This window comes from Paenibacillus sp. YYML68, from assembly GCF_027923405.1.
GTDB lineage: Bacteria > Bacillota > Bacilli > Paenibacillales > NBRC-103111 > Paenibacillus_G.
Genome location: NZ_BQYI01000001.1, coordinates 1,637,256 through 1,660,306 on the forward strand (window position 1 = coordinate 1,637,256; position 23,051 = coordinate 1,660,306).

Annotated in this window: 22 protein-coding genes; 17 read left to right on the forward strand and 5 right to left on the reverse strand. The window is 52.7% G+C overall.

The window, feature by feature from the left end; translation table 11 throughout:
* The first annotated feature begins 99 nt into the window (after positions 1-99).
* The 6 genes from PAE68_RS07245 (at position 100) to PAE68_RS07270 (ending at position 6,797) form a co-directional block, all read left to right on the forward strand.
* On the forward strand, positions 100-1,383 hold the full coding sequence (locus tag PAE68_RS07245) for a polysaccharide deacetylase family protein (protein WP_281885525.1): 1,284 nt from the start codon (positions 100-102) through the stop codon (positions 1,381-1,383).
* A 23-nt stretch (positions 1,384-1,406) separates the two neighbouring features.
* Positions 1,407-2,543 (forward strand): MGDG synthase family glycosyltransferase, encoded by a 1,137-nt coding sequence (locus tag PAE68_RS07250; RefSeq protein ID WP_281885527.1) that lies wholly within the window; start codon positions 1,407-1,409, stop codon positions 2,541-2,543.
* Positions 2,544-2,589: 46 nt separating this feature from the next.
* A complete protein-coding gene (locus tag PAE68_RS07255; RefSeq protein WP_281885529.1) occupies positions 2,590-3,756 on the forward strand; it encodes an MFS transporter in 1,167 nt (388 codons plus the stop codon).
* 138 nt (positions 3,757-3,894) lie between these two features.
* On the forward strand, positions 3,895-4,194 hold the full coding sequence (locus tag PAE68_RS07260; RefSeq protein WP_281885531.1) for a hypothetical protein: 300 nt from the start codon (positions 3,895-3,897) through the stop codon (positions 4,192-4,194).
* A gap of 30 nt (positions 4,195-4,224) precedes the next feature.
* Positions 4,225-4,614 (forward strand): DUF423 domain-containing protein, encoded by a 390-nt coding sequence (locus PAE68_RS07265; protein WP_281885534.1) that lies wholly within the window; start codon positions 4,225-4,227, stop codon positions 4,612-4,614.
* Between the two features lie 212 nt (positions 4,615-4,826).
* On the forward strand, positions 4,827-6,797 hold the full coding sequence (locus PAE68_RS07270; RefSeq protein ID WP_281885536.1) for a putative bifunctional diguanylate cyclase/phosphodiesterase: 1,971 nt from the start codon (positions 4,827-4,829) through the stop codon (positions 6,795-6,797).
* A gap of 19 nt (positions 6,798-6,816) precedes the next feature.
* Here PAE68_RS07270 and PAE68_RS07275 read toward each other — a convergent pair whose 3' ends face one another.
* Entirely contained in the window at positions 6,817-7,356 is a 540-nt protein-coding gene (locus PAE68_RS07275) for a hypothetical protein (protein WP_281885538.1), read from the reverse strand.
* Between the two features lie 160 nt (positions 7,357-7,516).
* Here PAE68_RS07275 and PAE68_RS07280 point away from each other — a divergent pair, with 160 nt between their 5' ends.
* The 3 genes from PAE68_RS07280 to PAE68_RS07290 all read left to right on the forward strand — a co-directional run bounded on the left by PAE68_RS07280 (position 7,517) and on the right by PAE68_RS07290 (position 9,829).
* On the forward strand, positions 7,517-7,828 hold the full coding sequence (locus PAE68_RS07280; RefSeq protein ID WP_281885540.1) for a YunC family protein: 312 nt from the start codon (positions 7,517-7,519) through the stop codon (positions 7,826-7,828).
* A gap of 347 nt (positions 7,829-8,175) precedes the next feature.
* Complete coding sequence (locus PAE68_RS07285) at positions 8,176-9,111, forward strand: alpha/beta hydrolase (RefSeq protein WP_281885542.1); 936 nt, start codon at positions 8,176-8,178, stop codon at positions 9,109-9,111.
* Between the two features lie 115 nt (positions 9,112-9,226).
* A complete protein-coding gene (locus tag PAE68_RS07290) occupies positions 9,227-9,829 on the forward strand; it encodes a hypothetical protein (RefSeq protein ID WP_281885544.1) in 603 nt (200 codons plus the stop codon).
* Between the two features lie 125 nt (positions 9,830-9,954).
* Here the strand turns inward: PAE68_RS07290 and mtnA are convergent, their stop codons facing one another.
* The 3 genes from mtnA to PAE68_RS07305 form a co-directional block, all read right to left on the reverse strand.
* On the reverse strand, positions 9,955-11,037 hold the full coding sequence (gene mtnA, locus PAE68_RS07295) for an S-methyl-5-thioribose-1-phosphate isomerase (RefSeq protein WP_281885546.1): 1,083 nt from the start codon (positions 11,035-11,037) through the stop codon (positions 9,955-9,957).
* 111 nt (positions 11,038-11,148) lie between these two features.
* Positions 11,149-12,360 (reverse strand): S-methyl-5-thioribose kinase, encoded by a 1,212-nt coding sequence (mtnK, locus tag PAE68_RS07300; RefSeq protein WP_281885548.1) that lies wholly within the window; start codon positions 12,358-12,360, stop codon positions 11,149-11,151.
* Positions 12,361-12,555: 195 nt separating this feature from the next.
* Positions 12,556-12,720 carry an asparagine synthase gene (locus PAE68_RS07305; RefSeq protein WP_281885550.1) on the reverse strand — a complete coding sequence of 55 codons (165 nt, stop codon included), beginning with the start codon at positions 12,718-12,720 and terminating at the stop codon, positions 12,556-12,558.
* A gap of 169 nt (positions 12,721-12,889) precedes the next feature.
* Here PAE68_RS07305 and PAE68_RS07310 point away from each other — a divergent pair, with 169 nt between their 5' ends.
* The 6 genes from PAE68_RS07310 to sufB all read left to right on the forward strand — a co-directional run bounded on the left by PAE68_RS07310 (position 12,890) and on the right by sufB (position 18,828).
* The gene (locus PAE68_RS07310) at positions 12,890-13,459 is read left to right on the forward strand and encodes a DUF1802 family protein (protein WP_281885552.1); all 570 of its coding nucleotides are present in this window, start codon (positions 12,890-12,892) and stop codon (positions 13,457-13,459) included.
* A 152-nt stretch (positions 13,460-13,611) separates the two neighbouring features.
* Positions 13,612-14,442, forward strand: coding sequence for a Fe-S cluster assembly ATPase SufC (gene sufC / locus PAE68_RS07315; protein ID WP_281885554.1), 831 nt, complete (start codon positions 13,612-13,614; stop codon positions 14,440-14,442).
* A 33-nt stretch (positions 14,443-14,475) separates the two neighbouring features.
* Complete coding sequence (gene sufD, locus PAE68_RS07320; RefSeq protein ID WP_281885556.1) at positions 14,476-15,786, forward strand: Fe-S cluster assembly protein SufD; 1,311 nt, start codon at positions 14,476-14,478, stop codon at positions 15,784-15,786.
* Entirely contained in the window at positions 15,783-17,009 is a 1,227-nt protein-coding gene (locus PAE68_RS07325; protein ID WP_281885558.1) for a cysteine desulfurase, read from the forward strand. Before sufD ends, PAE68_RS07325 begins: the two co-directional genes overlap by 4 nt.
* On the forward strand, positions 16,996-17,415 hold the full coding sequence (gene sufU / locus PAE68_RS07330) for a Fe-S cluster assembly sulfur transfer protein SufU (RefSeq protein ID WP_281885560.1): 420 nt from the start codon (positions 16,996-16,998) through the stop codon (positions 17,413-17,415). The genes PAE68_RS07325 and sufU overlap by 14 nt, the downstream gene beginning before the upstream one ends.
* A gap of 15 nt (positions 17,416-17,430) precedes the next feature.
* On the forward strand, positions 17,431-18,828 hold the full coding sequence (gene sufB, locus PAE68_RS07335) for a Fe-S cluster assembly protein SufB (RefSeq protein WP_281885562.1): 1,398 nt from the start codon (positions 17,431-17,433) through the stop codon (positions 18,826-18,828).
* A 42-nt stretch (positions 18,829-18,870) separates the two neighbouring features.
* Here sufB and PAE68_RS07340 read toward each other — a convergent pair whose 3' ends face one another.
* Positions 18,871-19,737, reverse strand: coding sequence for a helix-turn-helix domain-containing protein (locus PAE68_RS07340; RefSeq protein ID WP_281885564.1), 867 nt, complete (start codon positions 19,735-19,737; stop codon positions 18,871-18,873).
* A 118-nt stretch (positions 19,738-19,855) separates the two neighbouring features.
* Between PAE68_RS07340 and PAE68_RS07345 the strand changes: the two genes are divergently transcribed.
* A complete protein-coding gene (locus tag PAE68_RS07345; RefSeq protein ID WP_281885566.1) occupies positions 19,856-21,358 on the forward strand; it encodes an L-fucose/L-arabinose isomerase family protein in 1,503 nt (500 codons plus the stop codon).
* Between the two features lie 270 nt (positions 21,359-21,628).
* Complete coding sequence (locus PAE68_RS07350) at positions 21,629-22,984, forward strand: ABC transporter substrate-binding protein (protein WP_281885568.1); 1,356 nt, start codon at positions 21,629-21,631, stop codon at positions 22,982-22,984.
* Positions 22,985-23,051: the final 67 nt, after the last annotated feature.

A 23,051-nucleotide genomic window follows, 5' to 3' on the forward strand; every position in this document is an offset into this window, starting at 1 on the left:
ATCGATTTATCGTTGAAAATGTTGGAAATTGTATGTACCATGAAAGAGGACGCAATCGAGTCGCTGCCAACGTGCGGCTGTCTCAGGAGGGCAAACATCATGGACAAAAAGCTGTTCGTTACGATGATGCTGTTCATTGTCATATACATGGTCATTCCGTGGGTGCTGTCTCGCATATTCAGTCTCGGCGTATTCCGCCGAGGCCAAGCAGGCCATCAAGAGGTGGCCTTCACCTTCGACGACGGACCTGATCCCGTCTACACGCCGCTGCTGCTGGATATGCTGAAGGAGCGGGGCGTGAGAGCGACCTTTTTCGTCCTTGGCTCCAAGGCGGAGAAGCATCCCGAGCTTATCGAGCGTATGCACCGAGAAGGGCATCTCATCGGCGTTCATAATTACCGGCATCTGTCCAATTGGCTGATGGCCCCTTGGACGGTGGAGCGGCGTGAAGTGAAGCGTTCCGCGGACATCGTAGAGTCCATTACAGGAGTAAGACCTGTTCATTACCGGCCGCCGTGGGGTGTCCTCAACCTATTCGATTACAGGCTGACCCAGTGGTTTACAATCGTACTGTGGTCTGTGATGGTGCAGGACTGGCGCAGTCATGTCGGGAAGACAACAATGAAGTCGATCTTGCTGAAGCGCATCCAGGACGGCTCGATCGTGCTGCTGCACGACAGCGGGGATACGATTGGTGCGGATCAGGACGCTCCTCTATACATGCTCGAAGCGCTGAAGGACGTGATCGCGGAGCTGGCGAGCAGGGATTACCAGTTCGTCCGGGTCGATGAGCTGAAGACGAAGCCCTCTGCGGCCGGAGCGGCCAGAAGAATCGTCGTGACCGCTTGGCTCATGTGGGAGCGTGCCCTGATCAGACTGCTTCGCGTGAAGCCGATCGATCACGAGAATACGCTGCTGCAGCTGCGTGTACGCGAATATCGCGGACGCAGCCCGCTCCAGCTCGCGGACGGCGAGGAGATCAAGCAGGGCGATCAGATTGCGGAGCTTCATCTAGATAATTATCTGCTGTATGAGCTGGGCAAGAGCTCGAGCAGCTCTGTGCACTTGGCGATTCAGCTGGTGAGGCGGACCGAGAGTCTGATGCCGCGCATCATGCAGCTGATCGCCAGTGATCCGGCCTATAAGGATGTGAAGGGGCTGTATGGCATCAGCCTCATTCACCGAGGTACGAAGCAGCTCGGCTTCACGGTGCTGGACCTGCCGAAGGGTGTTTTTTCACACGTGACTCGTCTCTATCTTCGATTATTGCTATCCATCATACACCCCAGAGGCAAGGATCGTCTCAAGGAGAAGTCGGAGCTGCTCGTTCCGAAAATTATTGCCATATCGCGAAAAGAGCTCATGAACCGCTACATTGCTTAGCTCACAGAAAGGTGTGTCACTCCATGCATAAGCTCCGTAACATTCTTATTCTTACGGCCAGCTACGGCGATGGTCATATGCAGGTGTCCAAGGTGCTGAAGCAGAAGTTCGAGCAGGCCGGATTCCGCAGCGTAAGACTGATCGATCTATTCGAGGAAGCGCATCCTCTGATGAATACGGTGTCAAAGTTTCTATATATGAACAGCGGGGCGCTGTCCGCATACGGTCTTGATTACTACGGGTGGAGCTATTACTTGACCCGGGATATGAAGCCCGGCAGCGTGCTGGCGAGATGCTTGAATGTGCTCGGCATTCATAAGCTGATCAAGGTCATTATGCAGGAGGAGCCGGACGTGCTCATCAGCACGTTCCCGTTCGGCGGCATATCCGAGCAGCTCGAGCGGCGCTGTATATCGATTCCGACGTATACGATATTAACCGACTTCGTCGTGCATAACCGGTGGCTCTATTCGATTCCAGAGCAATTCTATGTGGCGACGAATCATCTGCGCGACACGATGGTGGAGCGTGGAATCGATCAGGAGCTCATTACGGTAAGCGGCATTCCGATTCGTGAGCCTTTCTATCGGACGAAGCGGGTCGAGGCATCAGCCGCCGAGGAGCCGTCCATTCTGCTGATGGCCGGAGGCTACGGTGTGCTGCGGGATATGAAGAAGATGACCGAGCAGCTCTTGACGATCCCGAGCGTGAGGCTGAATGTCGTCTGTGGGCGTAACGCGAAGCTGCTGGAGGAGCTGAACGACTGCTTTGCCTCGGAGCAGCGAGTGAGCGTGTACGGCTTCGTCGATAATATTCACGAGCTGATGAGTCGGTCCTCGTGCGTCGTGACGAAGGCGGGCGGCATTACGCTGTCGGAAGCGATTCATGTCAATGTGCCGATCCTTATCTTCAAGCCGTTTCCTGGTCAGGAGAAGGAGAATGCTGCGTACTTGGCTGAGCAAGGGGCTGCCTTCATCTCCTGCGAGCTGGAGGAGCTGCTGGAGCAGGCGCGCAGCATTCTGCACGATCAATCGCTGCAGCATACGATGAGAGAGCGCGCCAGGTCACTGCAGAACGAGTATGCGGCAGACCGGATCGTACGCGATGTGACACGCAAGCTGACGGAAGGGAACCAAGCTCAAGAAGGCTCCAGTGCTTGAGCCTGAATAGCCGGATTGACCTGTGAGAGCAACGATTGGAGGAGCTATGTCTACGATCAAAGCACTGTCGCTTAAGGGCTCGTTTATACAGCTATGCAGCATTTTGTTTTTTACCGAAATTGTGCGCAGCGCTTTTATTATCTCGTTCCTACCCGCCTATGCGAGCAACGTGCTCGGCATCTCGGTAGCAGCCGTAGGGCTGGCAGTGTCCATTCATTATATTGCCGATACGGCGATCAAGACGGTTGCCGGATATTTGCTCGACCGGCTTGCACCGCGCTTCATCTTGCACGCGTCGCTGTTGCTCGTCTTCGCCGGTTTATGGCTATCCTTCTTCATCGGACAGCCGTGGGCGCTCATTACAGGCGCTGCGCTGATGGGTCTTGGCGCTTCGCCGATCTGGCTCATCTGCTTGAGCTCGATTGAGGAGGATAGCCGAGGCTCGCATATGGGCATTATTTATACCGTCTGGCTAGCTGCGCTAGGTATTGGACCGGTGGCGGTCAATTTTGTGCTGGACAGCGGATATCGGATGACGTTCTGGCTGCTAGCCGCCATATTCGCGGTCGGTTGGCTCATCGCGCTCGGTTGGAACAGGCCGGTGCGGCCGATTCCGAGCATACCTGTACGCGAGCAGCTTGTCCAGCTGCGCCTGAAGCTGAAGACGATGAAGCCGCTGCTACCGGGGATGGTCGTACAGACGGCGGCAGCGGGCTTGCTCGTGCCGATCCTCCCGACGTTCGCACATCAATATTTACAGCTGAGCTATACGAATTATTCCTTCATGCTGATCGCTGGTGGTGCGGCGACGACACTGTTCCTCATCCCGATGGGACGGCTGTCCGATCGGTTCGGGCGCAAGTGGTTTCTCGTGGTCGGCTTCGCGCTGCTGGCTGTCTCGATGGCCTGTCTATTGCTGGCTTCCTCGAAGCTGTATTGGATCATCACGCTGGCTGTCGTGCTCGGAGCCTCCTATGCGGCCGTCCTGCCTGCATGGAACGCGCTGATGTCCTACTATGTACCGGAGGATCAGAAGGGGACCGGGTGGGGCGTGCTGTCGAGCATCGAAGGAATCGGCGTCATGGTTGGACCTGTAGCGGGAGGATGGATCGCCAGCATGTACGGAGAGGGCGTCACGGTCGCTATCAGCGCCTCGCTGCTGCTTGCAATTGCATTGCTGTATGTGTGGCTGCCGGTAGAGAAGCCACAGTAGAGTATCGTGATCGAGCTGTGGTTCTAGGAATATAGAGTGAATTTGCAGGTTTTGTCGAATTCAATGGAAGTCAAGCAGGAGAATAGATGCAGGGCGTCGTATCATTGTTTGTAGAGGAAGTCAAAAGGAGGACAGTTTATGAATTATTTAATTTGCCAAAAGGTTACAATTGTTGATATGAACGATGAAATCATCACAGAGGCACTGTTCGAGCACGGGAGCTACGATCTGCCAAGCTTGTCCATCGGACATTCGGTCGTTACGTATCAGCTTGGACTGAAGGAGTTCGAGGTGGTGTACGACAAGCGGGAAGGTAAGATGCAGCATTTTAAAGTGGTAGATGTCGAAATTAATTTAATGGACGAGCCAGCCGTTATGCGTGCTTATCTGGAGCCGGTTAAGCTTATTGTCGGTCAGCACGATATTGGCCTTCTGTAGAGCTGGCTTGTCAACGGAGGTAATAAGAGCGTGAACAGAACGTTTGTTGGACTGGGTGCGATCTGCGCTTTTTTGTCGGTTGCCATTGGAGCCTTCGGTGCTCATGCGCTGAAGGCCAAGCTCGGAGCGGACATGCTGGCGAACTATCAGACCGGCGTGCAATACCAGATGATGCATGCACTAGGGCTGCTTGCGGTTGGTCTTGCCTCCGCATATATCAAGGATAGTCGGCTGCTGCGTCTTTCCGGATGGTTCATGCTAGGTGGGATCATCATTTTTTCTGGCAGCTTGTATACGCTCAGCATCACCGGCATGAAGGTGCTTGGCGCGATTACGCCGATTGGCGGACTGTGCTTTTTGACGGCATGGCTGCTGCTGGCTGTTGCCGCTTGGCGCCATGGTGTGACACAGAATCGCTGAGTATCGTACTGAATAGGAGCACGACTCATTATTATCGGCATACGTGCCGATTTTTTTTATAGATTTTGTGATTTTTTGTCTGTATAGCAGGAATAAGCTCGTTTTCCGTAGAAAATGTTAGGAGCGCATCAAAGAAATGCGTACTAGCTAATGTAATCATGATCACATGTTGGGAATGAAGACGTGCGCTGGTTAAGGAGGACAACTCATTCATGCTCCACATTACGGATAAGTGTAACGTTGAAAGCAGGAATCGACGTCTTCGCACGGCAGCGGGTCTCGCAACGGTTGCTGCGGGCAGCAGCTTCATCTTCACTTTATTGCTGCCGCAACTGATGCCTTGCGTATTGAGCGGAATTGCTCTGCTGGCGGCCTGCTTCGTCTGGCGACAAACGTACGGGCTGTCTTCGCCGCGAACTGCTGCGGTTCAAGTCAACGGAGCAGAGCATCCCTCCGAGCTACCGTCTTATGAGGTGCTGGAGGCGCTGTATCGCCACAGCCCGAGCGGGATCGCCTATGTGAACGAGCAAGGCGAAGTGGTAAGGCTCAATGGCATGGGCGAGCAGCTCCTAGGACGGAAGGAGGCAGAGCTGCTCGGCAGTCGTCTGCGTGATTTCATCGTCCCTGAAGGACTCGTGCAAGCGCTGGGGATCGTTGAAGCTGCGATGAAGGGAGAGCGACATTCATTCCGAACAGCTCTTATACATAAGGATGGGTATCGGATCGACGTTGAGGCGACCGTCGTGCCGATTCAATGTGGCACCAAGACGACGGGAGTCGTATTGATTGGTCAAGACGTCACGGCGGCACGGCGCACTGAAGAACAGATTCGGCATATGGCCTATTACGATGATATGACTGGCTTACCGAACCGCAGAATGTTTCTGCAGCAGCTGGAGCTAGCTATGGAGCGACAGTCGACCGGTGTTGGCAAGGTTGCCGTATTATTCATTGATGTAGACCGGTTCAAGCTGGTGAACGACGGCTTCGGTCACGATTATGGAGATATGCTGCTGCTGCAGGTGGCCGAGCGGTTTACCCGATGCTTGTCGGAGCATGATTTCATGGCGCGTACGGAAGGCGATGAGTTCGCGCTATACTTCGGCAGCATTGAGGAGTCTTATGCCCATGAGCAATTGTCCGAGATTGCTCAGTCGCTGCTGCAGGTGCTGGAGGAGCCGTTCACGCTTGGACAGTTCCAGCTGCATATTACGGTCAGCATCGGTATCGCCATTCAATCCGAGGAGGAGAACGGGATTACCGAGCTGATGAAGGGGGCAGACCTGGCCCTCACTCGTGCGAAGGAGAAGGGACGCAACAATTATCAGATCTTCAACTCCCAGATGAAGACGGCTTCCCTGGAGAAGCTGACGATGGAGCAGGAGCTTCGGCGCGCAATTGCGAAGGATGAGCTGGTGCTGCATTATCAGCCGCAGATGGACATTGTAACCGAGAGCATCGTCGGCTTCGAGGCGCTTGTGCGATGGAAGCATCCGGAGAAGGGCTTTATTTCGCCAGGCGTATTCATTCCGTTCGCCGAGGAGAGCGGGTTAATAGTTCCGCTGGGAGAATGGGTATTGAAGGAGGCATGCCGGCAAAATATGGAGTGGAGGCTCTCAGGAATGAACCCTCTACCCGTGTCGGTTAACTTGTCAACGCGACAATTTTTGCAGCCGAATCTGATTGGTAAGATTAAAGAGGTGCTCGAGACGACCGGCTTGCCTGCGGACCAGCTGGAGCTAGAAATTACGGAAAGCAGCACGATGGATGTGGATTATGCGATTGAGCTTCTTCATGAGCTGAAGCAGCTCGGTGTCAAAATCAGTATCGACGATTTCGGTACAGGATATAGCTCGCTCTATTATTTGAAGAAATTTCCGATTGATAAGCTGAAGATCGATCAGTCGTTCGTACGTGATATTATGACGGACCCGAACGATGCAGCGATCGTGGCTTCTATCATTGCGATGACGGGACACTTGAATTTGAAGGTGATCGCGGAGGGGGTGGAGACGGAGGACCAGCTGCAATTTCTGCATCATAATCATTGCAACGAAATTCAAGGCTATTACTTCAGTCCACCGCTTGATGCGTTCGCGATTGAGAAGCTGATGCAAGCCCGGGCGATGACAGCGGCCGCAGCCCCGAACCGGTTACCTTCGGATGGAGAGCCGGTTCACTAGGGTGGCTACGAATGATGGATTACGTAATTTCGAAATCATCGATTTCGTTGATTTTGACCAAGTATACCTTCTTCTCATCGACATGATATACGGATAAATTGCCACTTGGCGGGTCTGTATTGATAATCCGGCAGGGCATGCTGGCCTTTACGCCTTTGCCCTTCAAGATGGAGAGGCGAATCAAAATGTTATTGGCTTGGAAATTCCCCAATTGATCCCAAATCAGGCGGTGCGGGTCCTTCTCAATAGAGTAGGGCTCCTCCGTCTTTTTCGTTGGTTCGCCGCTTGATGCTTTAGCCGTGCTCTTCTCGGGCTGTGGCTTCGGGGGTGCAGGCTTATCTGCTTCTGTCTTAGTCGCATGACGCTGCAGCAGCGTTTCCTTCAGAGACTGCTCAATTTTTTTGCCGAGCTCGATCCCTTCTAGTACCTTGTAGTCCTCAACCTTATCTGTATTAAGTAAGTGTAAAAGCGCTTCCAATGCTCGACCGTTAGTTTCTTCCTCTATCATAATATCCACCTTAAACAGAAATTTCCGTTTAGGCTTCGGATCGTTCCCCATTAATTTCCCCCCTGTCGCAGTAGTCCTAATATACCATGTTTTTCGATCAATATGTAGTCTGCATTCGAGCGGCATCGACTGCCTGACCTAGTGTCTTCACCTTCAGACGGCACGTGACATATAGTGAAGCATCATCAGAAATCAAGGAGGGTGCTTCATTATGATGCGCATGGAACCGATCGAAATTCAAGGCCGCACCGCTCTGGCAATCGAGGTCAAGCTTCCGAAGACGACGCTGCTCGTCGTAACGACGGATCAAGGTTATATTATGTGCGGCGCACTGGACGTTGGGCTGCTGAATGCGAAGCTGAAGGATCGCGGTATTATTGCCGGCCGGGCGACAGGCGTCCGCACGATTCAGGAGCTGCTCGAGGCGCCGCTCGAATCGGTCACGCACAAGGCCGAGGAGCTCGGCATTCGGGCAGGAATGAAGGGCAGCGACGCCGTAGCGCGAATGCTACACCTGGAATAACAAGCGCCAAGACGAAGTCGGAGCTTGTTATGGCAAGCCTCGAATTTGGTGCAACCAAATTGAGGGTCTAATCCCCCCTGGAATAACAAGCGCTAGGACGAAGTCGGAGCTTGTTATGGCAAGCCTCGAATTTGGTGCAACCAAATTGAGGGCCAAATCCCCCTGAAATAACAAGCGCCAAGACGAAGTCGGAGCTTGCTATGGCAAGGTGTAACGGTAGATTAGGGCTGGGGAACTCCCCCAGCCTGTTCGGAATGCCAGACAGCCGGTAATCTTCATTGCAGGCTGACGAGGACCCGTTCTATAATGGAATCAGATCCAATATAGGGAAGCGAGGTTCGCGGCTGATGCGTACGTGGCGGTTTACGTTTACAGATGCAGAGCAGGTTCCGATACATACGTATAGATGGTTACCGGAGGAGCAGGTGCCTGTGCGTGGCATCGTCCAGATTGCACATGGGCTCGCCGAGACGGCCGGTCGATACGCCCGCTTCGCCGAATGTCTGACGGCTAACGGCTATGCGGTGTACGCGAATGATCACCGAGGACACGGGCTGACGGCTGGCTCACGGGATAGATTGACCGATGTGGGTGCGGAGGGCTTCGGTCATATGGTCGATGCGATGCGCTTGCTATCTGACATTGCCAGGCAGGAGCAGGAGGGAGTGCCGCTCTATGTGATGGGGCACAGCATGGGCACGTTCTTAACGCTGCAATATATGTACCGGTATCCAGGTCATGCGGATGGTATTATGCTCTCAGCGCCGAAGGGCCCGTCCGCCGTGCATGCGGTAGGTTATCGGCTTGCGAAGCTGATGTACAGGCTGCAGGGGGCACAGCATCATGGCTGGCTGCTCAATCGGCTCGTTACAGGTGCATTCAATAAGCCGTTTCGTCCGAATCGCACACCCTTCGATTGGTTGACGCGTGATGAAGGAGAAGTTGACCGGTTCATCGCGGACGAATATTGCGGCTCCTCGGCCACGAACGCGCTCATTATGGGGATGCTCGGCTCGCTTGTGGACATTTTCCGGACGGAGCATCTGTTGCGCATTCCGCGTGAGCAGCCGATCTATATGTTCGCTGGTGATCAAGATCCACTTGGGGAGAACGGACGTTCCTTCATGCAACTCGTCCATACGCTGACCGGTATCGGCATGCTCGACGTCACGTACAGGCTGTATCCGGGTGGACGTCATGAGATGCTGAATGAGACGAATCGGGATGAGGTTGTCTCGCATGTGTTGGAATGGCTGGGCGAGCGCTCACGAGTTCTTCGTTGAGCGTCTCTCTATTTTTTTCATTTTTTTCATAGTCTTAATAGTCTCCTAATAAATGACTGAAACTTTCTGAAGATATGCCTCTTATAGTAGACTTATCGAGTTTAGGAGGTGTTGGATGATGAAGGAGCTTCAGGTCATCCATAAAGGAAAAGTGTACGTGGGCCATGTCTCGTTCGAAGGACATGAATTGATGGAGCTGTTCTTGGAGCAGCCGTCGACATTCGCTACGGGTGAATCGGTGATTTGCTTCAATCAACAGGAGCGGGCCCAGATGCGGGTGCTGCGAACGACGGAGAATAAGCTGCTGCTGGTGCCGGGCGATTCGGAGTTATTCCGGATCGCGGCCAGGCTGAAGGGGGAGCTGCAGAGCGAGCTGGATCTTCTGCTGGAGGACCCGACGAAGCCGGTTCAATCGATGGAGCTGAACAGCTACGGTACGTTGAATGATGATTTCAAGACGATGCCTGTTCGTTATTGCGCAGTGAGCCGCTTTGGCTTCAGCTTTGAAGTGAACGATTTCTCTGTTCGAATGAACCACCCTTACTACTCCATGATCATCTGCGGCGATGAGGCGATTCATCCGAGACTGATCGTTCGATATGCACATATTAAGGAGAATACGATTCGATACGGCGCGGAGATTCAAGCGATCTCAGATCGAGATTTGCAGAAGCTGCAGCTTCATCTGGTCGGAAGACAATTTATGTCGAAGTCTTAATTTGACTATAAAAAAACCTTGTCAAAGGCAGCGCGGCTCGCGGTAGGAACGGATGTTCGTTCCTGGGCGGTCAGGCTGGAGCTTTGTCAAGGTTTTTTTTGTCCTACGGTGCGTACGGTGAAAAATTATTCAAACAGCTGCTTCAAGCTGTCTGTATACGGAGCGCGGACGATGCCCTTCTCCGTGATGATCGCTGTTACATATTCATTCGGCGTTACGTCGAATGCTGGATTGTACACCTTCACGCCGGCAGGTGCGGTGCGCTTGCCGAAGCCTTGCGTAATCTCATCCTCGTGACGCTCCTCGATCGGAATGTCTGCACCTGTCGGTGTGCTCAGATCGATCGTGGACATCGGGCACGCAACATAGAACGGGATGCCGTGTGCCTTGGCGAGTACCGCAACGCTGTATGTGCCGATCTTGTTAGCGACGTCGCCGTTCGCGGCGACTCGGTCGGTGCCGACGATGACGGCCTGCACCCAGCCCTTCGCCATGACGGCGCCCGCCATATTATCGCAGATGAGCGTCACATCAACGCCAGCCTGCTGCAGCTCGAAGGCGGTCAGTCGTGCGCCTTGAAGCACCGGCCGCGTCTCATCGGCGAACACCTTGAGCGAGATGCCCTTCTCCTGGGCGACGTACATCGGCGCGAGCGCCGTGCCGTAGCGTGCCGTAGCGAGGCCGCCGGCGTTGCAATGCGTGAGGACGCCCATGCCGTCCTCGAACAGCGTCAGCGCGTGCTCGCCGATCAGGCGGCACGTCTGTTCATCCTCGGCCTGGATCGCCACGGCCTCGTCCAGCAGCGCCTGCTTGGCCACTCCCGGCTCGGCACCCTCGCCGTCCGGGCCAAGCAGAGCCTCTGCGCGCGCCCGCATCCGGTCGAGCGCCCAGAACAGATTGACGGCCGTCGGACGGCTCGTCGCGAGATAATCGCACTGGCGGTTCACCTCCGCCAGCAGCTCCTGCGGCGTGCCCTCTGCGTCACGCACGCCCAGATACACCCCATACGCCGCGGCGATGCCGATCGCCGGCGCGCCCCGGACCGCGAGCTGCTTGATCGCGTCCCATACTTGCTCGCTCGTCGTCAGCGGCAGGTAGACGATCTCCTCCGGCAGCAGCCGCTGGTCGAGCAGGTCGAGCTGCTCCGCTTGTGAGTTCCAGCGTACCGATTGCAGCCAGTCTGCTTTTTCTACTTGCTCTGTATTCATAATGATATCGCTCCTCGTATGTTCATCTGCAAGGGGGCCGCCTCCTGAAGGATGACAATCGGCAACCGATTGCTGTCTCCCTGAACGAGGCTCCCCGCCATTCATTCAAGCTTACTCGGACTTCGCAGCCTTCTCCGCAATCTGAAGCAGCTCGTCAATGGACGTCGCCTGACGATTGCGACGAATCAGCTCCGTACCGATCGCCAGCGCCATACGCTGCGCACGCTCGCGTGCCGCCTCGTCCTCCAGCTTGTTGATGTCCGCCACCTGCGCAAGACCATATGTACGGCGCACCATCTTGCAGCCCGTATAGCCAAGAGTGTCACGCAGCAGCTCCTGCATGTACCAATCCTGATAGCCCGGGGTCTTCGCCATCCGGTCAACGCCATGCTCGTTCCACAGCGCGCGGAACTCGGCCTCGAACTTCGTCCAGACGTCGCGGATCGTACCAGTCAAATACGAGCGGTATGCTTGCTTGTCTGCGGCGTTCTCGCTCCAGCCTTCCTGAGCGGTGAAGTTCAGCAGCAGGTTCGCGAACAAGGCGCCGATATCGAAGCCCATCGGTCCATAGTAGGCGAATTCCGGATCGATCACCTTGGTCGAGTCCGGCTTGATGAAGATGCTTCCTGTGTGCAGGTCACCGTGCAGCAGCGCTTGAGCCTTCGTCAGGAACTTATCGCGCAGAATGGCTACCTCCAGATGCAGCGCATGGTCCTCCCAGATCGCTTCCACCGCATCGCGGATCGCGGGCGGCACGTTGTTGTTTGGTGAATCCGTATACGGATCGTCGAAGATGAGATCCTCTGTAATTTTGCACAGCTCCGGATTAATGAAACGCTTCACGCGCTCCTTCTTCTCCTGCTGGTTCATGCCAAGATCGGACGTGAAGAACAGCGTGCGGGCGAGGAACGTGGCGATATGTCCAGCGAACAGCGGATACTGCTGCTTCTCCATCAGTCCGCGGCGCATAATGACGTGATCGCTCAAGTCCTCCATCACCGTCAGCGCGAGGTCGGCCTCGTATGCGTACACATGCGGCACCAGCGTCGGGCACAGCTCCTCCTGAATGATCAGCGCCTCGCTCTCGATACGGGCGCGGTCCAGCGTGAGCGGCCACGACTCGCCGACGACCTTGGCATACGGCAGCGCCTGCTTCAGAATGATGCTCTTGCCCGTTGCAGGCTCGCTAATGTGGAACACGAGATTCAGGTTACCGTCTCCGATCTCGCGGCTTACGAGCTCAGCGCCAGGGCTGAACAGGTCAGGGATGCCTCGCGCGTAGTCGATAGCTTGTGCTTCAGTGAATGCATGATAAGCGGTCATTCGTATATCCTCCTTATAATTGCTGTCACAGGCAGATCATTCCCTCTAGTATAAAGCAATTTGCGGTCGGTTGGAATATCTCGAATGATGTCGATTTGACGACGGGATCTGAGGACTGACAGTGGAACGCAAGCGTATCTATGTACAATGAAAAAAGGACGGCATGAGCCGACCTTTTTTCCTACAAAAAATGAATTAAAATCTTCTGCGGTGCTCCACCAAATCGATGGCTCCGAGCACGACGTGGGCAAGCCCGAAGCCGACGACCGCGGCTGCCGCCAGCGGATACTTGTTGCGGATTGCTGCCCCTGACGCGGTTACGGCTGTGCCTAGTACAGTTGGAATAAGACCTTCGCGCATCGTTAGTCAACCTCCTAGAAGCATCATATTGATGGTGCTGTATTAGCATCCATTTTTGCGATTGATTTTATGCTGAGGCGGAATTGCATTGTTTTGCCTAAAAATCTATAATATCAGAATGGCTCGACGGTCGACATCATCAGTCACCATATGAAGGGGAGGGGTACGAATGAGTCAGGCGATCGGGCTTAAGGAATGGGCCGTCGCGGTGGAGGCGCTGAAGCGCGGGGAGCAAATTCTCATTATGCGGAAGGGCGGCATTCGTGAGGAGACACGGGATTTCCAAGTGGAGAGCGATTGCTTCTTCCTCTATCCTACATACGAGCACCAACGCAAGGAGCTGGTCAAGTCGCATCACAGCTCACGGGTCGAGGAGCTGGAGCGAGGCTGGAATCCGCAGCAGGACGAGATCGAGCTTAGCGTGTACGCGGAGCTGGTTGAGGACATCTTGATTCATACACAGGAGGAGCTGGACAAGCTCGGTGGCTGTCACATCTGGACGGACCACTTCGCGGAGGAGCGACTGAAGTGGAAGCGGACGAAGCCGCTGCATCTGATGCTGCTCAGGATATATGAGCTGGACGAGCCTGTGAAGGTTCCGATACTGCCGGAGTACAACGGTTGCAAGTCGTGGATTCGTCTGCCGGACGAGCTGACCGAGGCGCCGCGGCGTGCGGTGATGTCGGAAGAGCGCTTTCAAGAGGAGCTTGCGGCAGTGAAAGTCGCGTTAAACGGATAAATTTCAAGAATATGCGATAAAAAGCGAGCGCGCAGGTATTTAATCATTCCAAATGGTAAGATATAATAGTATATTATGATTGAGAATCAGTGAGAATCAGTTTAGAATGATTCTAAACAAATAATAAATCTATAGTGCGGAGGCAAACGAACATGGCAAACTCACCTCATTTCAAAATAGAGGGATTGAAGGCGACGATTGAAGGTAAAGAAATTCTCAAGGGACTTAGCCTCGAAATTAAGGGCGGCGAGGTTCATGCGATCATGGGTCCGAACGGTACAGGTAAGAGTACCCTCGCTTCGACGCTCATGGGTCATCCGAAGTATGAAGTGACGGAGGGCTCGGTCGTGCTGGACGGCGAGGACGTGCTTGAGATGGCGACGGATGAGCGCGCACGCGCTGGACTGTTCCTTGCGATGCAGTACCCGAGCGAAATTACAGGCGTAACGAATGCCGACTTCCTGCGCAGTGCGATCAATGCCCGCCGTGAGGAAGGCAACGAAATCTCGCTGATCAAGTTCATCCGCCAGATGGAAGGCAAGATGAAGGAGCTTGAGATGAATCCGGAGTTCATGCACCGTTACTTGAACGAGGGCTTCTCCGGCGGTGAGAAGAAGCGTAACGAAATTTTGCAAATGCTGATGCTCGACCCGCGTGTCGTCATCCTTGACGAGATCGACTCCGGTCTTGACATCGACGCACTCCGCATCGTAGCGAATGGCGTGAACGCGATGCGTTCCGAGGAGCGCGGCTTCCTCATCATTACTCACTACCAGCGCTTGCTGAACTATATTAAGCCAGACTTCGTACACGTCATGATGCAGGGTCGTATCGTGAAATCCGGCGGACCTGAGCTTGCTGAGCGTCTTGAGAACGAGGGCTATGACTGGGTGAAGGAAGAGCTCGGCATTGTCGATGAGACGGTAGGCGGCTCGGAAGAAGAGTTCAAAATCCCAATGAATACGACAGCTCCTAAATACTAAGAAGCGACTCGAAGGACAGGAGGAATAAACGAAATGAGTACACAAACTCTTCCCATCGACCGCGCTAGCTTGGTGGAGCAGTCCAAGGCACGCAAAGAGCCGGAATGGATGACCACTATTCGTGAACAGGCGCTTGAGCTGGCTGGCTCGCTCGATTGGCCCGCATTGGAGAAAACAAGAATTGACCGTTGGAATCTGACTTCCTTCGGTACGTATAAGCAAGCTGAGGCGCTGACTACGCTTGACGCATTGCCTGAGGCTGCGCGCAGCCTGCTGGCGAACGGCGGCGAAGGCGTACAGACGAACCTGCTCGTGCAGCGCAATTCCGGCGTCGTGTACAGCAGCTTGTCTGAGGAGCTGAAGCAGCAGGGCGTCGTATTCACGAGCCTGGAGGAAGCGCTCAGCACACACGAGGAGCTCGTGAAGTCTTCCTTCATGAGCGTTGTGAAGAAGGATGAGCACAAGCTGACGGCGCTGCATGCGGCGCTGTGGAGCGGCGGTGTGTTCCTGTATGTACCGAAGAACGTCGTTGTTGACGTGCCGCTGCAGGCGCTGTTCCTGACAGACGACGCCGAGGCATCGTTCTCTCCGCACGTACTGATCGTTGCGGAGCAGCATTCGTCCGTGACTTATGTGGATAACTTCATCTCCGAGGGCCAGCTTGGCGGTCTCGTGCAGAACGGAGTCGTCGAAGTCATCGCGAAGCCGGGCGCTAAGGTTACGTTCGCATCGGTACACAACCTGAATGAGACGGTAGCGGACTTGACGTACCGCCGTGCGAGCCTTGACAACGACGCTTCGATCGAGTGGATCGTTGGCGAGATGCACTACGGCAATGCGGTATCCGATACGACCTCGATTCTGAAGGGTAACGGCTCGACGTCGGATGCGAAGCTGATCTGCGTCGGTACGAACGATCAGAAGCTGAATGTCACGACACGCGCCGTACACTTCGGCAAAAGCTCGGACAGCCAGATGATTACTCGCGCTGTAATGCGTGACGAAGCGACAGCGATCATCAACGGCGTAACGAAGATCGAGCATGGTGCGACGAAGGCGAACGGCGAGCAGACCGAGAAGGTGCTCATGTTGAGTCCGAAGGCACGCGGCGACGCGAACCCGATCCTGCTCATCGACGAGGACGATGTTACGGCTGGTCACGCCGCTTCGGTCGGTCAGGTGAATCCGGAGCAGGTGTACTACTTGATGTCGCGCGGTATCAGCCGTACACAGGCTGAGCGTCTCATCATCTACGGCTTCCTCGATCCAGTCGTGAACGAAATTCCGCTGGAGCAAATTCGCTCGCAGCTGCAATCGCTCGTCGAAAGGAAGCTGGGTCAATGAACACAGCTGAAATCCGCAGTCAGTTCCCGATTCTGAATCAGGAGATCAACGGTCACCCGCTCGTCTATCTCGATTCGGCCGCGACAAGTCAGAAGCCGGTCTCGGTGATTGAGGCGATCAAGACGTATTACGAGCGTGACAATGCGAACGTGCATCGGGGCGTTCATACGCTCGGCTCGCGTGCGACCGATGCGTACGAGGGCGCTCGCGAGAAGGTGCGCCGCTTCCTTAACGCCCGGTCGACGGAGGAGATTATTTTCACCCGTGGCACAACGACGGCGATCAATCTGGCAGCAGGCAGCTATGCGCGCTCGGTATGCGGCCCAGGCGATGAGATCGTCCTGACACCGATGGAGCATCATAGTAATCTCATTCCATGGCAGCAGGTCGCGAAGGCGACCGGCGCTGTGCTGAAGTATATTCCGCTGCAGCCGGACGGCACGATCAAGCTGGAGGACGTGGAGCGTACGATTACGGAGAAGACGAAGTTCGTCTCGATCGTGTATGCGTCGAACGTACTTGGCACAGTCAATCCGGTGAAGGAAATTGCAGCAATTGCTCATCGTCACGGTGCTAAGATTCTTGTGGACGGTGCGCAGAGCACACCGCACAAGAAGGTCGACGTGCAGGACCTTGATTGCGACTTCTACGCGCTGTCTGGTCATAAGATGTGCGCTCCTACAGGCATCGGTGCACTGTACGGCAAGAAGGAGCTGCTCCAGCAGATGGACCCGATCGAATTCGGCGGCGAGATGATCGATCATGTCGGCCTGTATGACTCGACGTGGAAGGACCTTCCATGGAAGTTCGAGGGAGGAACGCCGATCATTGCTGGCGCTGTCGGACTCGGCGCAGCGATCGACTTCCTAGAGAGCATTGGTCTTGATCAGATCGAGGCGCATGAGCGCAAGCTCACCGCCTACGCGATGGAGCGTATGCTCACGATTGACGGACTGACCGTATACGGTCCACAGACAAATCGTGTCGGACTGATCACCTTCAACCTCGACGATGTACATCCGCACGACGTAGCGACTGTGCTCGATGCGGACGGTGTCGCAGTACGTGCCGGACATCACTGCTGCCAGCCGCTCATGCGCTGGTTGAATGTGACCGCAACGGCGAGGGCAAGCTTCTATTTATACAATAATGAAGATGACGTGGACCGGTTAATTGCTGCTCTGAATAAAACAAAGGAGTACTTCGGCCATGCAATTGGATGATTTGTACCGCAGAGTCATTATGGATCATTATAAAAATCCGCGGAACCGCGGCTCGTTCGAAGGCGAATCGGTTAGCATCGACCTGAACAACCCGACGTGCGGCGATAAGATTCAGCTGCAGATGCAGGTTGAGGATGGGAAGATCAAGGCGGCGAAGTTCACCGGGGAAGGCTGCTCGATCAGCCTTTCCTCCGCTTCCATGATGACGGAGGCGGTCAAGGGAAAGTCGCTGGACGAGGCGCTTCAGATGGCGGAGCAGTTCTCGAGCTTGATGAAGGGCGAGTCGGTCGAATTCGAGTACGAGGAATTGGAAGCATTGTCCGGTGTGAATAAATTTCCTGCCCGCATCAAGTGTGCGACATTGGCATGGAACGCGCTCCGCAAGGGCGTAGATCAAGTAAAATAAAGGAGGTCGGAAGCAATGGCTAAGAAAATGCCCGAAATGGGAGAGTACAAATACGGCTTTCGTGATGAGCATAAATCGGTCTTCCAGAGCGGTAAAGGTCTGACTCGTGAGATCGTGATCGAGATTTCCCGCATGAAGGGCGAGCCGGAATGGATGCTGGAGTTCCGTCTGAAGTCGCTGGAGCAGTTCCAGAAGATGGCGATGCCGAACTGGGGCGGCAACATGGACGATCTGGATTTCAACGATATCCAGTACTACGTGAAGCCTTCTGAGAAGCAAGGTAAGACATGGGAAGAGGTTCCGACTGAGATTAAGGAAACGTTCGACAAGCTCGGTATTCCAGAGGCGGAGCAGAAGTTCCTCGCTGGCGTATCGGCTCAGTACGAGTCCGAGGTCGTCTACCACAGCATGCAGAAGGAGCTTGAGGATCAGGGCGTCCTGTTCATGGATACCGATACAGCGCTTCGTGAGCATCCGGAGATCTTCAGGAAATATTTCGGGACGGTTGTACCTCCTGCGGACAACAAGTTCGCAGCGCTGAACAGCGCAGTATGGTCGGGAGGGAGCTTCATCTACGTGCCTAAGGGCGTGAAGGTGGAAATTCCGCTGCAGGCGTACTTCCGTATTAACTCCGAGAACATGGGTCAATTCGAGCGTACGCTGATCATCGCCGATGAAGGCAGCTTCGTGCATTACGTTGAGGGCTGTACAGCTCCTGTCTACAGCACGAACTCGCTGCACAGCGCCGTCGTTGAGATTCTGTGCCTGAAGGACGCTCGTGTGCGCTATACGACGATCCAGAACTGGGCACCGAATATCTACAACCTTGTTACGAAGCGTGCGGTAGCCGAAGAGAACGCAACGATGGAGTGGGTGGACGGCAACATCGGCTCGAAGCTGACGATGAAGTACCCAGCTGTCGTGCTGAAGGGCCGCGGCGCGAAGGGTATGGTATTGTCCATTGCCGTTGCAGGCAAGGGCCAGCACCAGGATGCAGGCGCGAAGATGATTCACCTTGCACCGGACACGACGTCCACGATCGTATCGAAGTCGATCAGTAAGCACGGCGGTAAAGTTACGTACCGCGGTCTCGCTTCCTTCGGACGTAACTCCCAAGGCTCCAAGGCGAACATCAAGTGCGATACGCTGATCATGGATAACCAGTCCACGTCGGACACGATTCCATACAACGAGATTCTGAACGATAACATTACCCTCGAGCACGAGGCGACCGTATCCAAGGTATCCGAGGATCAGCTGTTCTACCTCATGAGCCGCGGCTTGACCGAGGCTGAGGCAACACAGATGATCGTCATGGGCTTCATCGAGCCGTTCACGAAGGAGCTGCCGATGGAGTACGCGGTTGAGATGAACCGTCTTATCAAGTTCGAGATGGAAGGTAGTATTGGATAAGCTTGATCTAGAAGGCGAACTTATACAGTTCGTCTTCTTTTTTTATCTCTGCCACTTCTTTCGAAAGAGTAGCGGTGTGTATTCTACGCGGTCCTTGAATAAATTTATAAAATGGCTGACGTTCTCAATGCCCACCTCTGCTGCGATTTGGGCGACCGGGAGGTCAGTATATTTGAGTAGCTCCTTGGCGTGTGTAATTCTGATGTTAATGAGGTACTCATTAGGTGAGAATCCAGTCATACGTTTAAACTGCTTGGATAGATGGGATTTACTTACAGCATGCTGTTTGCTCAGCTCATCCAACGTTATTTTACTTTTATAATTCAATTTGATATCCTCTATGACTGCATAAATATAGTCCGCTTCGCTTAACGCTGTACCTATGGCTTGCTTCTGCTCCAATAAGCAATCGGTCATGAGCTCAACCAGCAGCATCGAGCATTTCAATTCACTGTATAAGCTAGGTTGCTGATAATGAATAAGCTGCTTGATCAAAGAAGGGATGCTCGTTTCCGGCTGAAGGGTTAGGATCGGATTTCCGGCCTCGGCAAATTTGTCGTAATATCCACGAGTTGTACTGCCATTAAAGTGGACCCACAACAGCTCCCACGGGTTCTCATTGTCGGTTCGATAATGATGATATTGCATACAGTCAATAAAAAATAATTGATTGGCATGTACAGTAAGAGAGCGCTGCTGATAGTTTAATCTCCCTAATCCCCTAAGTGTGTAGACCATCAAGAAGGAATCGAGCTGCTCGCGTTCTGTGAAATAGGAGGGCTGTGTCTGAAAATGACCGATTTCCTGCACGTAAAATAAGCTGGACTTAGCAAATGGCGAAGGGGTGCGAATGAATCGTAGAGAGTCCTCGCTCCAAGCGTCTTTATAACGTTCCATAAATTGTGTCATGAGGCCACCTCACAGCATTCTGTTATTTTTGAAGCAGATTCTTTGATGTTTAATGAAATAAGAGCGTTTACAATTATAGTGTAAAGTTATTATTTCATAATTGGATGAGGTGGTAAAGATGCAATGGCAGCAGTCGATTAAACCAGCTAGTAAACCTAGAATCGGATTATATTCAGTAGGCTTGAAGGCTTACTGGGAGCAATTTCCCGGTTTGAGAGAGCGACTGCTCGAGTATGGAAGGTTTATTGAACAAAGAATATCTAACTGGGCTGAGGTGAAAAATTATGGTCTGGTTGATACGGAAGGAGAGGGACGCAAGGCCGGTGAATGGTTGAATGTGAACCAAGTAGATATCGTCTTTGTCCATGCGGCCACGTATTCGACGAGCTCGACAGTACTGCCGGTTCATCAAATTTGTAAGGCACCAGTCGTCTTCTTAAATCTTCAGCCAACAGACCGAATGAATTATGAGGCATCTACAACGGGGGAATGGCTGGCTCATTGTGGTGCTTGTCCAGTACCTGAGTTTTCAAATGCGTTCAATCGAGCAGGGCTACCCTTTCGAATTGTGAATGGACTGCTTGGCTTGGAAGACAGTCCTGCTATTTCGTTGTCCAATGAATCGACCCATATGCGCAAAGAAGCGATTCGCGCGTGGAAGGAGATTGAGGAGTGGACGAGAGCAGCAGCAGTTCCGCGGCAATTGCAATACAGTCGATTCGGTTTCCTCGGTAACACTTACTCTGGGATGCTGGATATGTATAGTGATTTTACGATGGTTCAGGCTCAGACAGGGGTACATCTTGAGATGCTGGAAATGTGCGAGCTCGATCGCTTGCTTCAGGAGATCACGACTCAAGAGGTCAAGGCTAAACTGGAAGAAGTGCATGCCATGTTCGACATAAGCGGCGACTCTCCGTCTGATCCAATAGCAAGAAAGCCAACTGAGGACCAACTGGAATGGGCCTGCAGAGTAGCGGCCGCACAAGAGAAGCTCGTTAGGGAATATGATTTGGATGCACTGACCTATTACTACCATGGCACTCCTGGTGGCCATTATGAGAAGCTACAGGGAGGGTTTATTGTAGGGCACTCGTTATTAACTGCGCGCGGTATTCCGTGCTCTGGTGAAGGTGACCTGAAGACTGCATTGGCCATGAAAATATGTGACCTGCTAGGTACAGGCGGCAGCTTCTCGGAAATTGTAGTTGTTGATTATGTGGATGAGACGATTCTTTTGGGACACGACGGTCCGTTCCACATTGCCATTTCCGAAGGAAAGCCTATTCTTAGGGGGATGGGACTCTATCATGGTAAGCAAGGCAACGGAGTGTCTGTCGAGGCGAAGGTGAAGACTGGCGACATCACGACCTTGAACGTCACCCAGACCGGAGACGGTAAGCTGAAGCTGATCATCAGCGAGGGGCAATCTACGAATGGTCCCATTATGCGCATCGGCAATACCCAAACTCCGGTAAAATTCAGCATGCATCCGGATGATTATATGAAGAAGTGGTTTATGGAAGCTCCGACGCATCACTGCGCCATAGCTATTGGACACCAGGCCAGTCTCTTCGAGAAGGTGGGATATCTTATGAATATCCATACTGTTCTTCTATAAAAGATACAGCACTATGCACGTTCGTTCTCAATTTAGTAAAACGTTTTTACAATAATTAGTTTGTAAACATGGGTATATTATGATAAATCCATATGTTTCTGGCGTGATTCAAACTATACACATGATATATTGCAAAAATGACAGCGTTGACAACGCTTACTTTATGGATTATCATGTATTTTATAAAAACGTTTTTATTCATGTAATGAGCTTGGGGAGGCTAGTACTCTAATTTTTACAGAGTTGAATCATGCGAAGGAGTGAGTATATATGAAAGGCTTGATTACTGTGTTGATGAGAAAAATGACTATTGTCAGTGTAATCCTGGTAATGGCTCTAGTAGTTAGCGGTTGTTCAGCATCAAATAAAAAAGTCGCGGAAAGTGAACATGTTGCGGAAGGCTCTGGGGCTGTTACGTTAAGAGTGGCCATAAGAGATTACTTAACTGCTGAAGCAGAGAAGGTCGTTGCTGCATTCGAGAAGAAATATCCGAACATTAACGTAGAGCTAGAGCCTTGGCCTACTAGCGAGGACCAGTATAGGCAAAAAATAACCACAAACCTTGCGGCGAATAATTTACCTGATGTGATTGCAAACTTAGGTGCAATGTCTTCGCTCTTTGCAGATAATGGTGTTACCGTGAACCTCGATGAAATGTTGAAGTCTGATCCTGATCTCAATAGAGATTCTTTTGATGCAGCCTTTTTGAATACTGGTGTATCATCAGGTACTAAAACTAAAGGTGAAGTGCACATGCTGCCGCTCGGAGCAGATGCCATCGTTATTTTTTATAACAAGCGGCTGTTTGATGAAGCGAATGTACCTTATCCAACAAGCGATTGGGATTATGAGAAGTTTATTGATACAGCTAGAAAGCTCACTAAGAAGGATGATAAAGGGAATACAATAACCTACGGTGCGAATATGCGATTTAAGTGGATGGCCGTTTATAATCCATTATTAGCGAATTTCGGAGGTTCATTGGTCAATGCTGGGGGAGATCAGGCGACTTTTGATAGTCCTGAAGCCATTAAGGGATGGAAAGCTCTCGTAGAGCCTGCGAAAGAAGGGATATTCGTACCTTTAACGGTTCAGAACGATATGGGTAGTGATAATGCTCCATTCTTAGCTGGTAAGGCTGCGATGTTCACTGGAATAAGAGCCTTGGTTCCTGTGGTAAGAAAAAGCTTAAAGGACGACTGGGATGTTGTAGAGCTTCCTTATATCAATGGTGTCAAAAAAGTTGGCGCTGGCGCTGTCGGCTTCTCGATAACATCAAAAACAAAGCATAAAGAGGAAGCATGGAAATTCATGAAGTTTATATACGATGCTGAAGGCGGAATGAAGATTTTTGCAGAAAATTATTCTGTAGTTCCGCCGATCAAGAGTCTATACACGAGTGCATTCTGGACGGAATTACCAGGTCCTCCATATTCAAATCATGTGTTTACAGATACTTTGAAATATTCTGTTACGTCTCCTCCAATACCTGTTGAGGCCGGTGGTGCATTCAATAGTGCAATCAATGAGGCTCTGGAAAAATACTTATTAACTGATGGACTCAATCTAGAGGAATTGATGCAGGACGCTGCTGTTAAAGCAACTAAGGCTCTTAACAAAAACTAATAAAATTCGATAGTCATATTAACGTGCTGGGAGATGCTCCTAGCACGTTAATATGAAACGAATTAGC

Excerpts from the sequence above, each read along its gene's own strand:
- PAE68_RS07245 (WP_281885525.1), top strand. The coding sequence starts at position 100 with ATGGACAAAAAGCTGTTCGTTACGATGATGCTGTTCATTGTCATATAC.
- PAE68_RS07250 (WP_281885527.1), top strand. The coding sequence starts at position 1,407 with ATGCATAAGCTCCGTAACATTCTTATTCTTACGGCCAGCTACGGCGAT.
- PAE68_RS07255 (WP_281885529.1), top strand. The coding sequence starts at position 2,590 with ATGTCTACGATCAAAGCACTGTCGCTTAAGGGCTCGTTTATACAGCTA.
- PAE68_RS07260 (WP_281885531.1), top strand. The coding sequence starts at position 3,895 with ATGAATTATTTAATTTGCCAAAAGGTTACAATTGTTGATATGAACGAT.
- PAE68_RS07270 (WP_281885536.1), top strand. The coding sequence starts at position 4,827 with ATGCTCCACATTACGGATAAGTGTAACGTTGAAAGCAGGAATCGACGT.
- PAE68_RS07275 (WP_281885538.1), bottom strand. The coding sequence starts at position 7,356 with ATGGGGAACGATCCGAAGCCTAAACGGAAATTTCTGTTTAAGGTGGAT.
- PAE68_RS07280 (WP_281885540.1), top strand. The coding sequence starts at position 7,517 with ATGATGCGCATGGAACCGATCGAAATTCAAGGCCGCACCGCTCTGGCA.
- PAE68_RS07285 (WP_281885542.1), top strand. The coding sequence starts at position 8,176 with ATGCGTACGTGGCGGTTTACGTTTACAGATGCAGAGCAGGTTCCGATA.
- PAE68_RS07290 (WP_281885544.1), top strand. The coding sequence starts at position 9,227 with ATGATGAAGGAGCTTCAGGTCATCCATAAAGGAAAAGTGTACGTGGGC.
- mtnA (WP_281885546.1), bottom strand. The coding sequence starts at position 11,037 with ATGAATACAGAGCAAGTAGAAAAAGCAGACTGGCTGCAATCGGTACGC.
- mtnK (WP_281885548.1), bottom strand. The coding sequence starts at position 12,360 with ATGACCGCTTATCATGCATTCACTGAAGCACAAGCTATCGACTACGCG.
- PAE68_RS07305 (WP_281885550.1), bottom strand. The coding sequence starts at position 12,720 with ATGCGCGAAGGTCTTATTCCAACTGTACTAGGCACAGCCGTAACCGCG.
- PAE68_RS07310 (WP_281885552.1), top strand. The coding sequence starts at position 12,890 with ATGAGTCAGGCGATCGGGCTTAAGGAATGGGCCGTCGCGGTGGAGGCG.
- sufC (WP_281885554.1), top strand. The coding sequence starts at position 13,612 with ATGGCAAACTCACCTCATTTCAAAATAGAGGGATTGAAGGCGACGATT.
- sufD (WP_281885556.1), top strand. The coding sequence starts at position 14,476 with ATGAGTACACAAACTCTTCCCATCGACCGCGCTAGCTTGGTGGAGCAG.
- PAE68_RS07325 (WP_281885558.1), top strand. The coding sequence starts at position 15,783 with ATGAACACAGCTGAAATCCGCAGTCAGTTCCCGATTCTGAATCAGGAG.
- sufU (WP_281885560.1), top strand. The coding sequence starts at position 16,996 with ATGCAATTGGATGATTTGTACCGCAGAGTCATTATGGATCATTATAAA.
- sufB (WP_281885562.1), top strand. The coding sequence starts at position 17,431 with ATGGCTAAGAAAATGCCCGAAATGGGAGAGTACAAATACGGCTTTCGT.
- PAE68_RS07340 (WP_281885564.1), bottom strand. The coding sequence starts at position 19,737 with ATGACACAATTTATGGAACGTTATAAAGACGCTTGGAGCGAGGACTCT.
- PAE68_RS07345 (WP_281885566.1), top strand. The coding sequence starts at position 19,856 with ATGCAATGGCAGCAGTCGATTAAACCAGCTAGTAAACCTAGAATCGGA.
- PAE68_RS07350 (WP_281885568.1), top strand. The coding sequence starts at position 21,629 with ATGAAAGGCTTGATTACTGTGTTGATGAGAAAAATGACTATTGTCAGT.